General features: G+C 68.3%; 14 protein-coding genes. 1 reads left to right on the top strand and 13 read right to left on the bottom strand.

The window, feature by feature from the left end:
• Positions 1–50 precede the first annotated feature (50 nt).
• From efp to ACTHM3_RS08920, 13 genes are all read right to left on the bottom strand, one after another.
• A complete protein-coding gene (gene efp / locus ACTHM3_RS08980) occupies positions 51–617 on the bottom strand; it encodes an elongation factor P (RefSeq protein ID WP_440405745.1) in 567 nt (188 codons plus the stop codon).
• A gap of 118 nt (positions 618–735) precedes the next feature.
• Positions 736–1,200 carry a type II 3-dehydroquinate dehydratase gene (locus ACTHM3_RS08975; protein ID WP_440293320.1) on the bottom strand — a complete coding sequence of 155 codons (465 nt, stop codon included), beginning with the start codon at positions 1,198–1,200 and terminating at the stop codon, positions 736–738.
• Positions 1,197–2,303 carry a 3-dehydroquinate synthase gene (aroB, locus tag ACTHM3_RS08970; RefSeq protein WP_440405744.1) on the bottom strand — a complete coding sequence of 369 codons (1,107 nt, stop codon included), beginning with the start codon at positions 2,301–2,303 and terminating at the stop codon, positions 1,197–1,199. Before aroB ends, ACTHM3_RS08975 begins: the two co-directional genes overlap by 4 nt.
• Entirely contained in the window at positions 2,300–2,800 is a 501-nt protein-coding gene (locus tag ACTHM3_RS08965; protein WP_440293322.1) for a shikimate kinase, read from the bottom strand. Before ACTHM3_RS08965 ends, aroB begins: the two co-directional genes overlap by 4 nt.
• Positions 2,797–3,996, bottom strand: coding sequence for a chorismate synthase (gene aroC / locus ACTHM3_RS08960; RefSeq protein WP_440293323.1), 1,200 nt, complete (start codon positions 3,994–3,996; stop codon positions 2,797–2,799). Before aroC ends, ACTHM3_RS08965 begins: the two co-directional genes overlap by 4 nt.
• A gap of 62 nt (positions 3,997–4,058) precedes the next feature.
• Positions 4,059–4,958, bottom strand: coding sequence for a shikimate dehydrogenase family protein (locus tag ACTHM3_RS08955; RefSeq protein ID WP_440405743.1), 900 nt, complete (start codon positions 4,956–4,958; stop codon positions 4,059–4,061).
• 4 nt (positions 4,959–4,962) lie between these two features.
• On the bottom strand, positions 4,963–6,012 hold the full coding sequence (mltG, locus tag ACTHM3_RS08950; RefSeq protein ID WP_440405742.1) for an endolytic transglycosylase MltG: 1,050 nt from the start codon (positions 6,010–6,012) through the stop codon (positions 4,963–4,965).
• Between the two features lie 329 nt (positions 6,013–6,341).
• Complete coding sequence (gene ruvX, locus ACTHM3_RS08945; protein WP_440293326.1) at positions 6,342–6,815, bottom strand: Holliday junction resolvase RuvX; 474 nt, start codon at positions 6,813–6,815, stop codon at positions 6,342–6,344.
• A gap of 7 nt (positions 6,816–6,822) precedes the next feature.
• Positions 6,823–9,477 carry an alanine--tRNA ligase gene (alaS, locus tag ACTHM3_RS08940; RefSeq protein WP_440293394.1) on the bottom strand — a complete coding sequence of 885 codons (2,655 nt, stop codon included), beginning with the start codon at positions 9,475–9,477 and terminating at the stop codon, positions 6,823–6,825.
• Between the two features lie 47 nt (positions 9,478–9,524).
• Positions 9,525–9,740, bottom strand: coding sequence for a hypothetical protein (locus ACTHM3_RS08935; protein WP_440298894.1), 216 nt, complete (start codon positions 9,738–9,740; stop codon positions 9,525–9,527).
• 70 nt (positions 9,741–9,810) lie between these two features.
• Positions 9,811–10,188 carry a DUF948 domain-containing protein gene (locus tag ACTHM3_RS08930; RefSeq protein ID WP_440293328.1) on the bottom strand — a complete coding sequence of 126 codons (378 nt, stop codon included), beginning with the start codon at positions 10,186–10,188 and terminating at the stop codon, positions 9,811–9,813.
• An 81-nt stretch (positions 10,189–10,269) separates the two neighbouring features.
• A complete protein-coding gene (gene rpsD, locus ACTHM3_RS08925; RefSeq protein WP_440298895.1) occupies positions 10,270–10,893 on the bottom strand; it encodes a 30S ribosomal protein S4 in 624 nt (207 codons plus the stop codon).
• A 266-nt stretch (positions 10,894–11,159) separates the two neighbouring features.
• Positions 11,160–12,533 carry a replication-associated recombination protein A gene (locus ACTHM3_RS08920; RefSeq protein WP_440293330.1) on the bottom strand — a complete coding sequence of 458 codons (1,374 nt, stop codon included), beginning with the start codon at positions 12,531–12,533 and terminating at the stop codon, positions 11,160–11,162.
• Between the two features lie 163 nt (positions 12,534–12,696).
• Here ACTHM3_RS08920 and ACTHM3_RS08915 point away from each other — a divergent pair, with 163 nt between their 5' ends.
• Positions 12,697–13,509, top strand: a complete 813-nt coding sequence (locus ACTHM3_RS08915; RefSeq protein WP_440405741.1) for a peptidylprolyl isomerase — start codon at positions 12,697–12,699, stop codon at positions 13,507–13,509.
• Positions 13,510–13,580: the final 71 nt, after the last annotated feature.

Raw genomic sequence — 13,580 nt, 5'->3', positions numbered from 1 at the left:
CTCGAAAAGAACATCCAGCGCCCTGTTGCGGGCTTTACCGCGGGCGCTCACTACACGTTGACCCGGCCCAGGTAGCTGACGTCGAGGGTGTCCACCTTGAACTTGGTGTAATTTTCGATGAAGAGGGGAACATGGATCTCGTAACCCGTTTCCAGGGTGGCGGGCTTGGTGCCGGCAGACGAGCGGTCGCCCTGCAGGCCCGGCTCGGTGTACGTGATTTCGAGGACGACGCTCGGCGGCAGTTCGATGTAGAGGGGGGTGCCGTCGTGGATGGCGATGTTCACCATCTGGTTCTCCAGCATGAAGTTGGTGGCGTCACCCACGGTGTCGCCGGAGACCGTGATCTGGTCGTAGTCGGAGGTGTCCATGAACACGAAGTCGGCGCCGTCCTGGTACAGGTACTGGTAGTCGCGGCGGTCGACGTTGGTGATCTCGATCTTGGCGCCCGCGTTGTAGGTGCGGTCGACGGTCTTGCCCGTGGTGACGTTCTTCAGCTTGGTGCGGACGAACGCACCGCCCTTGCCCGGCTTGACGTGCTGGAACTCGATCACGGTCCAGAGCTGGCCGTCGATGTTGAGGACGGCGCCATTGCGGATGTCGGCGGTGTCGGATGCCATGCGTGAAGATCCTTCGAGGGGTAGGAAAGAGGAAGCCGGACGGTCAAGGCGCCCAGAAGGCGCCGACCATCAGCCGATTCTATCGGGTGCGACGGCGGGAGTTCGCTTGGAACGGATGTCAGCCGTCGGCTCGACCCGCGATCACTTCGACGAGCTTCGAGACGGCGATGGCGTACCCGGGCACGCCCTCTCCGATCACGTGCACGGCCGAGACGTCGCGCACATACGAGAAGCGACGGAACTCCTCGCGTGCGTTGACGTCGGAGATGTGCACCTCGGCGACCGGCAGCGCGACGCTGGACAGCGCATCCCGTAGCACGACGGACGTATGCGTCAGGCCGCCCGGGTTGATCACGATGCCGGCGCAGTCCTCTCGGGCGGCATGTATCGCATCGATCAGCACACCCTCGTGGTTGCTCTGCACGGCACGCACCTCGAATCCGTGCTCGGCTGCAGTGCGCTCCACGAGTGAGACGACGTCGGCGAGGCTTTCGCTGCCGTAGATCTCCGGCTGTCGAACCCCGAGCAGGTTGAGGTTCGGGCCGTTCACCAGCAGCAGCCGTCGAGGGATGTTCTCGGTCACGAGCCGATCTCCTGATAGGCGGCGAACAGCAGGCTGGGGTCGGGCGCCTGCATGATGGTCGGGCGGGCGATGTCGTCGAGCACGATGAACCGCAGCGTGTTCCCGCGCGTCTTCTTGTCGCGCCGCATGGTCGCCAGCAGTGTCTCCCAGCGGCCGGCCGGGTACGTGATGGGCAGGGTGAGGGAGGTGAGGATGCTCCGGTGACGGTCGACGACGTCGTCGTGCAGTCGGCCGCTGAGCCTGGCGAGCTCCGCCGCGAAGACCATGCCGACGGACACAGCTGCCCCGTGCCGCCACTGGTACCTCTCGGTGTGCTCGATGGCGTGCCCGAGCGTGTGTCCGTAGTTGAGGATCTCCCGCAGTCCCGCCTCGCGGAAGTCCTCGCTGACGACCTTCGCCTTCATGTCGATGGCGAGCTCCACGTTGCGGCGGAACACGGGGCTGTGCGGATCGGTCGAGCCGTCCAGGTCACGCTCGACGTTGTCGAGGATCTCCGGCGCCCAGATGAACCCGGCCTTCACGACCTCCGCGTATCCAGCCAGCACGTCGTTGCGGGGAAGCGCCTCGAGCGTGTCGAGGTCGCAGAGCACTCCGACCGGTGCGTAGAACGCGCCGACGAGGTTCTTGCCCTCTGCCGTGTTGATCCCGGTCTTGCCCCCGATGGCGGCATCCACCATGCCGAGCACGGTGGTCGGGATCTGCACGAGCTTGACGCCGCGTAGCCAGGTGGCGGCGACGAAGCCGGCGAGATCCGTGGCGGCGCCTCCCCCGAAGCCGATGACGGCGTCGCTGCGGGTGAAGTCCGCCTGCCCCATGATCTGCCAGCAGAACGCGGCGACCTCGACGCGTTTGGCGGCCTCCGCGTCGGGGATCTCCGCCAGCAGCACCTCATAGCGGTCGGTCAGGCTCTCGCGCAGCTCGGCCGCGGCCGCCGCCAGGGTGGGCTGATGCACGATCAGCACGCGCCGCACGTCGGGGCCGAGCAGTTCGCCCGCCCCGAAGCGGATGCCTCGTCCCACCCGGATGCCGTACGCGTTCGCTCCGGACACCTCCAGCAGCGTGGTCTCCGATTCCGGTTCGCCGGCTGCGCTGTCCTGAATCATGCGTCCTTCCGTTCCGCTCGTTCGCACCACGCGGCGATCTCCTCCACGATCGTGGAGATCGGGCGCCGCGAGGTGTCCGCCCGGTAATCGGCGAGCGACTCGTAGAGCGGCATCCGCTTCGCCACGAGCGCTTGCCAGGACTCGAGCCCCTGCACGAGCGGTCGCTTGCCGTCGTCGATGCGGGCGGCGACCGCTTCCGGGCTGACCGTCAGTAACACGACGCTCGTGCGCTTGAGGTCGTCTTGCGTGCGTTCATCCAGTACCGCTCCCCCGCCGACGGAGACGACGCCGCCTGTCGCGAGCGCATGGACGACGGCGTCGCGCTCCAGTGCGCGGAACGCCGGTTCGCCCCGATCGGCGAAGATCTGAGCGATTGGGCCGTGTTCGCGCACGATCGCCGCGTCCGTGTCGATGAACGGCACGCCGAGTCTCCGGGCGAGCCGCTTGCCGATCCTGCTCTTGCCTGCGGCGGGCGGCCCGATGAGAACGACGGTCACGCGCGCACGGTCTCGGTGTGCAGGGCGGCAGGGATCGCGTCGAGGTAGGCGCGCAGGTTGCGCCGCGTCTCGGGCAGCGAGTCGCCGCCGAACTTCTCGAGCACGGCGTCCGCCAGCACGAGAGCCACCATCGCCTCGGCGACGACACCGGCCGCAGGAACCGCACACACGTCGGAGCGCTGGTGGTGCGCGGGAGCGGCGTCGCCCGTCGCGATGTCGATCGTGCGCAGGGCGTGCGGAACCGTCGCGATCGGCTTCATGCCGGCCCGGACTCGCAGCAGCGAGCCCGTGGTCATGCCGCCTTCGGTGCCCCCGGCCTTGTCACTCGTGCGGGAGATGGTCGAACCATCGGTCACGAGCTCGTCGTGAGCGGCCGATCCGCGGCGTCGCGTGGTCTCGAATCCGTCGCCGACCTCGACGCCCTTGATGGCCTGGATGCTCATCAGCGCCTGCGCCAGCCGCCCGTCGATCCTGCGGTCCCAGTGCACGTGCGAGCCGAGTCCGGCCGGAACCCCGTACACCAGCACCTCGACGACTCCGCCGAGCGTGTCGCCGTCCTTGTGCGCGGCATCCACCTCGGCGACCATGAGCGCGGACGTCGCTGCGTCGAAGCAGCGCAGCGGATCCGCATCGAGCGCGTCGACATCGGACGGCTTCGGCAGCGGCGCGTCCTCCGGCACGCGCACCGGCCCGATCGCCAGCGTGTGGCTCACCGTCGTGATGCCGAGCTCCGCGAGGAACGACTTCGCCACGGCGCCGAGCGCGACGCGGGCGGCGGTCTCGCGTGCGCTCGCGCGTTCCAGGACGGGGCGGGCCTCGTCGAACCCGTACTTCTGCATGCCGACCAGATCGGCGTGTCCTGGACGCGGCCTGGTGAGCGCGGCCCCGCGGCCCGTCGCGAGCTTTTCGGCGTCGACCGGTTCGGGGTTCATCACGTCGACCCACTTCGGCCACTCGGTGTTGCCGATGCGCAGCGCGATCGGGCTGCCCATGGTGAGGCCGTGCCGGACTCCGCCGGAGATTGCGAGCTCGTCCTGCTCGAACTTCATGCGCGCACCGCGCCCGTACCCGAGCTTGCGGCGCGCGAGATCGGCGCGAACGGCATCCAGGGAGACGGGCACGCCGGCCGGCAGTCCCTCCAGAATGGCCACCAGTTCAGGGCCGTGCGATTCTCCTGCGGTGAGCCAACGAAGCATGCGTCAATTCTGGCATGCACGCACAGGCCGACTGGCCACAGGACGAGGCGTAGGCGTCCGGGTCAGAGTGGGCGGCCGGACGCGTCGAGCCCCACGGCGTCGAGCATCGCGGCGAGCACGCGCGCCTCGTCGGGAAGCTCGAGCTCCGGATCCCCCGCCACGAAGATGCGCACCTGCAGAAGTGCCTGGTGCACGAGCATCGCGAGGCCCGAGAGCACGTTCGGGACGGCATCCGCGTCGCTCGCAATAGCGCTCCATTCGGACACGAGGCTGGTCGGCCACGGGTCGTAGGCGACGTCGAACAGCAGGATGCCCTCCCGTGCCGCCTGCGCCACGGCGTCCCCGTGCACCAGCCGCTTGGCTGTGCCGTCCGCGCCGGCATGCCCGGGAAGGGTGCTGACGACCAGGTCCGGCCTCTTCGCGACCGGGTCGTCGAAGCGCGCCACGCGTGCTCGGAGCCCGACGGATGCGCCCAGCCCGACGAGATGCTCGGCGCGGACCGGCTCGCGCACCTGAACCACGACGTCGGACGCGCCGAGCTCGGCGGCGGCAACGAGGGCAGAGGCCGCCGTCGCACCGCCTCCCCAGATCAGCACGGATCGCGCGGACGATGTTCCGGCGGCGGCCAGTGCGCGCACGATGCCGGAGACGTCCGTGTTGAAACCGTGCAGTACCCGTTCGCCGTTCTCCTGGTCGAACAGGATCGTGTTGGCCGCTCCGGTGATCCGCGCCGTCTCGTCGAGTGTCGCCACGAGGGGAAGCACCGACTGCTTGAGCGGCATGGTCAGCGAGAGCCCGCGCCAGGCATCCGACCTGCTGTGCACGAAGCCGGCGAGCTCATCGGCCGCCACCTGTGCGCGCCCGTACCTCCAGGGCAGCTCGAGCACGTGGTATGCCGCGCCGTGCAGGTCGGGCGACTTCGAGTGCGCGATCGGCGAGCCCAGCACGGCCAGCTCGCGCACCCCGTCACTTGCAGTAAGCATCGTTCGCCGGGCTCGCGTTGCACCAGTCCTGAAGCTGTTGAACGGCCTGCTCGTGCTGCTGCTCGGTCTCCGAGAAGACGGTCTCTCCGGTCTTCAGGTTCACCGCCACGAAGTACAGCCACGGCCCGGGCGTGGGGTTCAGCGCGGCCTTGATCGCGTCGTCTCCCGGGTTCGAGATCGGTCCCACCGGCAGACCCTGGTGCACGTACGTGTTGTACGGGTTCGAGGCGTCCGCGCGCTGAGCATCCGTGGTGAACACGGTCTTCACGCCGGCGCCGTACGCCACCGTCGCGTCGGATTGCAGATCCATGCCCTGGTCGAGCCGGTTCTGGAACACCCTCGCCACCTTGCCCATGTCGGCGACGCTTCCCGCCTCCTTCTGCACGATGGAGGCGAGGATGACCGTGTTGTACCGCTTGTCGGCGGGCACGCCGTCTGCGTCCAGCGCCTGGAACGAGCGATCGACCAGCGTCTTGATCACGGTCTTCGCATCGACTCCCGGGTCGAACGTGTAGGTCGCGGGGAACAGGAATCCGTCGAGGTTCGGCGCCTGCGCCGGGAGCCCGAAGTCGGCGGGCTTGGCGGCCGCCTGAAGGTCGGCGAGCGGTAGCCCGGTGGTCTTCGCCAGCGCAGGAAGGATGCTCGCCTCGGTGTCGCCCTCCACGATCGTGAGGGTGCGCTGCAGTTTGTTCTTCGGATCCTGCAGTGCGGCCAGCGCGGCCTTCGCGCTCATCTGCTTCTTCACCTTGTACACGCCGGGCTGGAACACCGGGTCCGGCTTCGTGTGCAGCAGCAGCGTGTAGAACGCGTCGGACGTCTTCACGACCCCGTCCTTGGCGAGGGTCGAGGCGATGTCCGAGCCGCTGTCGCCGTCGTGGATCGTGATGTCCACCGGCGACGTCCCTGAGCCGGTGTAGTCGTTCGGTTCGTTCAGGGCGAGCAGCTTGCGCACCTCGGGCTGGAACGCACTCCACACGTACGCGCCCGCGCCGCCGAGCAGGCCGAGGATGACCACCGCGACGATGGTCACCACCAGCCAGCGGCGCCTCTTCCTGGGGCGCGGCGCACGGGCATCCGTCGAATAGTCAAGGCTCGACCAGGCATTCGTCTCGCCCCGCTCCGGCGACCTGCGTCCTCCGGAGGACGCCGCCTCCCGGTCACCTGCCGTACGGTCGTCTCCGAGTGCACTCCAGAAGGAACCTTCGAGATCGGACTCCGACTCGGGGTTCTCCTCTTGTGCGCCCCGTTCCCGAGCCTCCCGTTCGCGGGCCTCGCGCTCACGCGCTTCGCGTCGGGTCAGCGGAGGGCGGTCGGAGTCGAGCTCGGGACCGGACGACGGAGTTCCTGACGAGTGGGGCTGGGTCACGATGATGGTCCAATGCTGGGGGCCGCGAGCTCGCCTGGGGGCCTGCCGCTGGAGCGTTCGGCGTCGAGCGCGTGCTGCAAAATTACCGTGGCCGCCGCCTGATCGACGACGGAACGGGAATTCCGTGCTGTGCGTCCCGATGCCCTGAGCGCGGACTGGGCGGAGACGGTCGACAGCCGTTCGTCGACGAGCCGCACCGGAATGCCGCACACGTCGGCCAAGCGGGAGGCGAAGGCCACCGCGTCGTCCGTCGACGCCGTGTGGGCGCCGGAGAGCGAGAGCGGAAGTCCGACGATAGCCTCGACGGCTCCGAATTCCGTGGCAAGCGCCTGAATGCGGGCGATGTCGCTTCCGTCCTCCGCGCGCTGCACCGTCTCGACAGGCAGGGCCAGCATCCCGTCCGGGTCGCTGCGGCTCACGCCGATCCGCGCTCGCCCCACGTCAACGCCGACGCGTACCCCTTGGCGCACGCCGCCGCTATCCGATCGCCGAACGGACGGATGCCAGTGCGGCCTCGATCGCGCCGGCATCGGAGCCGCCGCCCTGCGCGAGGTCGTCCTTGCCGCCCCCGCCCCCGCCGAGCACGGATGCCGCGCCCTTCGCGAGCGGTCCGGCCTTCACTCCGGCGTCTCGCGCTGCCCGGTTCGTGGCGACGATCACGACGGGACGTTCGCCGGCCACCGCCGCCAGCGCGACCACTGCCGCGTCGGAGCCGAGGCGCTCGCGCACCGTCGTGGCGAGCATCCGCAGGTCGTCGGCGGAGGCGAGCGACCCGACGTCCTGAGCGACCAGGCGCACGGCGCCCACGCGCTCAGCCTTCTCGACGAGCGAAGGAACGCGGTCGAGCACGGCGCGAGCCTCGAACGCGGCGATCTTCTTCTCCGCCGCCTTCAGACTGCTGACGAGGTCGTCGATCCGCTGCGGCAGCTGCTCGCGCGGTGTCTTCAGCATGCCGCTCAGCTGCGAGACGAGCGTGCGCTCGGCCGCGAGGTCGCGGAACGCCTCGATGCCCACCAGCGACTCGACGCGACGGTTGGTCGAGCCGACGGAGGACTCGCTGATCAGGTTGATCATGCCGATCTCGGAGCTCGACGACACGTGCGTTCCGGCACAGAGCTCACGCGACCACGGACCGCCGATGTCGACGACCCGCACGACGTCGCCGTACTTCTCGCCGAACAGGGCCATGGCGCCCATCGCGCGTGCTTCGTCCAGCGGCAGCTCCCGCGTGACCACCTCGAGATCGTCACGGATCGCGTTGTTGGAGATCTCCTCGATCTCGCTACGCGTCTCCGCGGACAGTCCCTGATTCCAGGAGAAGTCGAGCCGCAGATAGCCGGCCTTGTTGTACGAGCCGGACTGGTGCGCGTTCGGCCCGAGCACCTGGCGCAGGGCGGCATGGATGATGTGGGTTCCGGAGTGCGCCTGCCGCGCGCCCCTGCGGTAGTCGGCATCCACCACGCTCGTCGCCGGCGCGTCGACGCCGACCTCGCCCTGTGTCACCTGCACCGTGTGGCTGATCAGGCCCTTGACGGGCTTCTGCACGTCGAGCACCTCGAGCTCGTAGCCGGGGCCGACGATGACACCCTGGTCGGCATCCTGACCGCCCGACTCCGCGTACAGCGCGGTCTCCGCGAGGATCACCTCGGCGAGCTGCCCCTCGGATGCCCGAGGCACCGAAACACCGTCGACGAGGATGCCCAGCACCCGCGACTCGGTCTGCAGCTCGTTGTACCCGGTGAAGACGGTCTCACCCTTGCCGCGCAGCTCGCTGTACACGGACAGGTCGGCCAGCTGGCGCTTCTTCGCCTTCGCGTCGGCCTTGGCCCGCGCCTTCTGCTGCGACATCAGCGAGTCGAACGCCGCGCGGTCGACCGTGAGCCCGGCCTCCTCCGCCATCTCCAGGGTGAGGTCGATCGGGAAGCCGTAGGTGTCGTGCAGCAGGAACGCGGTGTCTCCGGCGAGTTGCGACTTTCCTGAGGCGCGCGTGTTCTCCACCGCGGTGTCGAGGATCGTCGTGCCGCTGGCCAGCGTGCGCAGGAAGGTGTCCTCCTCGGAGAACGCCAGGTGCGAGATGCGGTCGTAGTCGTTCTCCACCTCGGGGTACGTGGACTTCATCGCGTCCCGTGACGCCGCGAAGAGCGTCGGGAACGTGGCGCCCTCGACGCCGAGCAGACGCATGGCGCGAACCGTGCGGCGCAGGAGACGGCGCAGGATGTATCCGCGCCCCTCGTTCGACGGGGTGACGCCATCTGACATCAGCATCAGTGCGCTTCGAACGTGGTCGGCGACCACGCGCATCCGCACGTCGTCCTCGTGGTCGGCGCCGTACGTCTTGCCCGACAGCTCCGCCGCGCGGTCCAGGACCGGCCGGATCTGGTCGATCTCGTAGATGTTCTCGACACCCTGCTTCAGGAACGCGACGCGTTCAAGGCCCATGCCGGTGTCGATGTTCTTCTTGGGCAGCTCGCCGAGGATCTCGAAGTCGGTCTTGCCGCTCCCCTCGCCGCGCAGGTACTGCATGAAGACGAGATTCCAGATCTCGACGTATCGGTCGTCGTCGGTGGCGGGCCCCCCGTCGACGCCGTACTCGGGGCCGCGGTCGAAGAAGATCTCGGAGCACGGTCCCGCCGGACCCGGCACCCCGGTCGACCAGTAGTTCGTGTCCATCCCGAGACCCTGGATGCGGTCATCCGGGAGCCCAGCGACCTCTTTCCAGTACCCGCGCGCCTCGTCGTCGTCTTCGAAGACCGTGACCCAGAGGTCCTTCGGGTCGAAGCCGAGCCCGCCGTCGGCCTCCGGCGTCGTCAGAAGCTCCCAGGCGTACCTGATCGCCTCCTTCTTGAAGTAGTCGCCGAACGACCAGTTGCCGAGCATCTGGAAGAACGTGCCATGCCTCGGCGTCTTGCCGACCTCATCGATGTCCAGCGTGCGGATGCACTTCTGCGAGTCGGCCGCCCGCGGATAGGGAGCAGGCACCAAGCCGGTGAGGTAGGGAACGAACGGCACCATGCCGGCGATGGTGAAGAGCAGCGTCGGATCGTCGCTGACGAGCGACGCGGACGGCACGATCGTGTGCCCGCGCTCGGCGAAGAAGTCGAGGAAGCGCCGGCGGATCTCTGCTGTCGACAGTGGGGCGGTCTGCATGGTTCCGTTCGTTCGGTCGGGATGGTGCGTGCTCAGGACAGGTCGGAGATGACGTCTTCCGCCTGATCGATGGCGGTGCGCAGCTCGGCCTCACGCTTGCGGTACCCGTCGCTGACGGCAGCACCGAAGTCGTGCGCCTTGCGGTCCAGTTCTTCGAAGAACTGCTTGCCCTGATCGGTCTTGTTCACCTGGTGTGCGATCGCGAAGCCGGCGGCGATGCCGACGACGAACCAGAGGAAGCTCTTCATAGCGGATCTCCTAGTGGTCGTGAGCGTAGTGATGGTAGTCGGAGTTGTCGTACGGCTGCGGCGGCGCAGCTCAGTGCGGGGATTCGCTGCCGGCCTTGCCGCCCCGGCCGAACCGGAAGGCGGCGCGCACAGCGGCGCTGAACCCGGCCAGCTTGATGAGCGGACCGCCCACGGTGGCGGCGAAGAGGGCGACCAGTGCCGAAACGTTGCCGGTGACATCCTCCACGTTGCGGGTGATGGCATCCACCCGCGCCAGCTGCTTGTTCGTCTCGCGCAGTGTCTCGGTCGTCTCCTCGAGGATGGGCGTGATGCCGTCGCTGACCTCTTTGATGGAGTCGGTGGTCTGGTCGAACACCTTGCCCAGCTTCACGAGCGGGATCGCCATCAGCGCGACCAGCACGGCGAAGACGCCTGCGGCGATCAGGCCCGCGATGTCTCCACCTGACACGGTGCACCATCCATTCCGGAACGGGAATATACGTGAAGGGCGGGTCGCGTGAACGACCCGCCCTCCAGCGTAACGGCATGGCTAGCGCGCCGCGTAATACTCCACCACGAGCTGCACGTCACAGGTGACGGGCACCTCTGCACGCTTCGGACGGCGCACCAGGCGGGCCTGGAGCTTGTCGAGCTCGACCTCGAGGTACGCGGGGGTCTTGGCGAGCACGTCGGCGTTGCCACCTGCGGCGGCCACCTGGAACGGCTCGGTGCCCTCGGAGCGCGCCTTCACGTGCACGAGCTGGCCCGGCTTCACGCGGAACGAGGGGCGGTCGACGATGCGGCCGTCGACCAGGATGTGGCGGTGCACCACGAACTGGCGAGCCTGCGACATCGTGCGGGCGAAGCCGGCGCGGAGAACGAGTGCGTCGAGACGCATCTCGAGCAGCTCGACGAGGTTCTCACCGGTCAGGCCCTGCGTGCGGCGGGCCTCGTTGAACGCGATGCGGAGCTGCTTCTCGCGGATGCCGTACTGAGCGCGCAGACGCTGCTTCTCGCGCAGGCGCACGGCGTAGTCGCTGTCGGCCTTGCGCTTGGTGCGGCCGTGCTCACCGGGAGCGTACGGACGCTTCTCCATGATGCGAGCGGCCTTCGGGGTCAGGGCGACGCCCAGCGACCGCGACAGGCGGGTCTTGCTGCGGGAACGTGATGACACGTTTTTCCTTTCGTAGTTCTTCTCGCTTGTGCTGCCTCCTGCGGTGTGAGTACCGCGGCAGCCATTGGCTGATCCGGCGACGCATGTCACATCGACATGCGCGGTGTCCTGCCGTCAAGGGCATGGCACCGCCATGGTCGCTTTCGCAATGGGAGGGATGGCCGGGGATGCTCGGCTACAGAGCGCTTCCCTGTCGAAAAGGATGCCCGCAGCCGCACGGAATCCTTCTTCTCGGCCCGTCAATGGTAGCAGAGCCGAGCTGGGGATCACTTCCCCTTCGTGATGCGTCGCAGCTTCGCGAGCCGCGCCGCGATCTCCCGCTCATTGCCGTGCTCCGTCGGTGTGTAATAAATGGAGTCCTTCAAGGCATCCGGCAGGTACTGCTGACGCACGACGCCCAGCTCGTCGTCGTGGGGGTACACGTACCCCTTGCCATGGCCGAGCCGTTTCGCGCCGGGGTAGTGCGCGTCGCGCAGAGGCTTCGGAACACGGCCGATCTTGCCGGCACGCACGTCGGCGATCGCGGCATCCAGCGCCATGTAGGCGGCATTCGACTTCGGCGCCGTCGCGAGGTGCACAACGGCCTGTGCAAGGGGAATGCGTCCCTCCGGCATGCCGATGTACTGCACCGCGTCCGCGGCGGCCACCGCGACGCCGAGCGCTGCGGGATCGGCCATGCCGATGTCTTCGGAGGCGAGAACGATGATGCGCCGGGCGATGAACCGCGGGTCCTCCCCCGCCTCGATCATGCGGGCGAGGTAGTGCAGTGCGGCGTCCACGTCCGACCCGCGGACCGATTTGATGAACGCGCTGATCACGTCGTAGTGCTCGTCGCCGTTGCGGTCGTACCGCAGCAGCGCCCTGTCGACGGCGGATGCCACGAGTTCGGCGGTCACCACGGGCTTCGCGGCCTCGTCCGCGCCCTCCTCGGCCCGCTCAGCGTCCTCGCTCCCCCGCGCGTTGTCGACGGCCGAGTTCGCCGCCGCCTCCAGCGCGGTGAGCGCACGCCGTGCGTCGCCCGAGGCGAGCCGGATCAGCGCCGCGCGGGCCTCGGCGTCGACCGTGACGGCATCCTTCAACCCGCGCTCGTCGGTCAGGGCACGGTCGATGAGCGTTCCGAGGTCGTCGTCGGAGAGCGGCTCCAGCGTGAGCAGCAGGGAACGGGACAGCAGAGGAGAGATCACCGAGAACGACGGATTCTCCGTCGTCGCCGCCACGAGGATGACCCAGCCGTTCTCGACGCCGGGCAGGAGGGCATCCTGCTGCGCCTTCGTGAAGCGATGGATCTCGTCGAGGAACAGCACCGTCGAGACGCCGTAGAGGTCGCGGTTGGACTGCGCCTCCTCCATCACGGCGCGCACATCGCGCACGCCGGCGGTGACGGCCGACAGCTCGACGAAGCGGCGGCCGGAGGAATGCGCGATGACCTGGGCCAGTGTCGTCTTTCCCGTGCCTGGCGGTCCCCACAGGATGACCGAGACGGAGCCGCGCTCCCCCGTCGTGTCTCCCGCGAGCGTGACCAGCGGGGAGCCCGGGGTGAGCAGATGGCGCTGCCCTGCGATCTCGTCGAGCCGGCGAGGGCGCATCCGCACGGCCAGCGGGGTGGCGCCCGCGCGCAGCCCCTGCTGTGTGCTCGGCATGCGCTCAAGGATAGAAGGTGCGTCCGACGAAGAACTGTTGGACGAAAGAGTGAGCGGCGCAGGCGCGATAGAGTTCGTTTCTGGGATCGGCCCGGCCTCGGTCCCGGGCCGCCACGGCCCCCGAACACCCTGACTCGGCGCTGTCGATGCGTCGAAGTGGAGGATGCCCGTGTCCGCGAAGAGGCAGAACGACCGTGAGGCGCGCCAGGCGCGCGAACGCCTGCGTGCGTATCAAGCGCGCCAGGCTGTGCACGAGCACACGAAGAAGCGGCGGGTGCGCGACAACATCATCGCGGGAAGCGTCGTTGTCGTCGTGCTCGCGCTGGCGGTCGTGCTTCAGCTCACCTACTTCGCCGCAGGTCCTGGCAAGCCGGTCGCCTCACCGAAGGCATCCGCGTCGTCCACCGCGACGCCGGCGCCCGCCGCGACCGGGAAGAACGAGGGCGATGTTCCATCGAAGAGCATCGCCGACGGGCGCACCTGGACCGGAACGCTGACGATCAACGGCATCCCCCTCGGCGTCTCACTCGACGGAGCGAAGGCACCGCAGGCCGTCTCGTCGATGATCTCGCTCACCAAGAAGAACTTCTTCGATGGAACCGTCTGCCACCGCCTCACCACCGGTGCCACCTTCAAGGTGCTGCAGTGCGGCGACCCGAAGGGCGACGGCACGGGCGGCCCCGGCTATAGCTTCGGTCCGATCGAGAACGCGCCGGCCGACGGCAAGTACACCGCGGGAACGATCGCCATGGCCAGGCAGAGCGGAAACGCGCATAGCAACGGAAGTCAGTTCTTCATCGTCTACGGCGACACGACCATCCCGAACGACAGCGCGGGCGGATACTCCGTGATCGGCAAGGTCACGAGCGGACTCGACAAGCTCAAGACGGATGTCACCGACAAGGGCGTGCAGGGCGGCGGCGACGATGGCAAGCCCGTCGTCAGCCCGAAGATCGATTCCTTCACACTCCAGTAACGGCCTGGTTTCGACCCAGGGGTGCGCCTTGGGCGGTGCAATAGGCTTTGTAGTCGTACAGCGACGGTCAC

This window comes from Pseudolysinimonas sp., assembly GCF_051954455.1.
Classification (GTDB): domain Bacteria; phylum Actinomycetota; class Actinomycetes; order Actinomycetales; family Microbacteriaceae; genus Pseudolysinimonas.
This window is presented reverse-complemented; position numbering and strand designations above follow the sequence as displayed.

Excerpts from the sequence above, each read along its gene's own strand:
- efp (WP_440405745.1), bottom strand. The coding sequence starts at position 617 with ATGGCATCCGACACCGCCGACATCCGCAATGGCGCCGTCCTCAACATC.
- aroB (WP_440405744.1), bottom strand. The coding sequence starts at position 2,303 with ATGATTCAGGACAGCGCAGCCGGCGAACCGGAATCGGAGACCACGCTG.
- aroC (WP_440293323.1), bottom strand. The coding sequence starts at position 3,996 with ATGCTTCGTTGGCTCACCGCAGGAGAATCGCACGGCCCTGAACTGGTG.
- ACTHM3_RS08935 (WP_440298894.1), bottom strand. The coding sequence starts at position 9,740 with ATGAAGAGCTTCCTCTGGTTCGTCGTCGGCATCGCCGCCGGCTTCGCG.
- ACTHM3_RS08920 (WP_440293330.1), bottom strand. The coding sequence starts at position 12,533 with ATGCCGAGCACACAGCAGGGGCTGCGCGCGGGCGCCACCCCGCTGGCC.
- ACTHM3_RS08915 (WP_440405741.1), top strand. The coding sequence starts at position 12,697 with ATGCCCGTGTCCGCGAAGAGGCAGAACGACCGTGAGGCGCGCCAGGCG.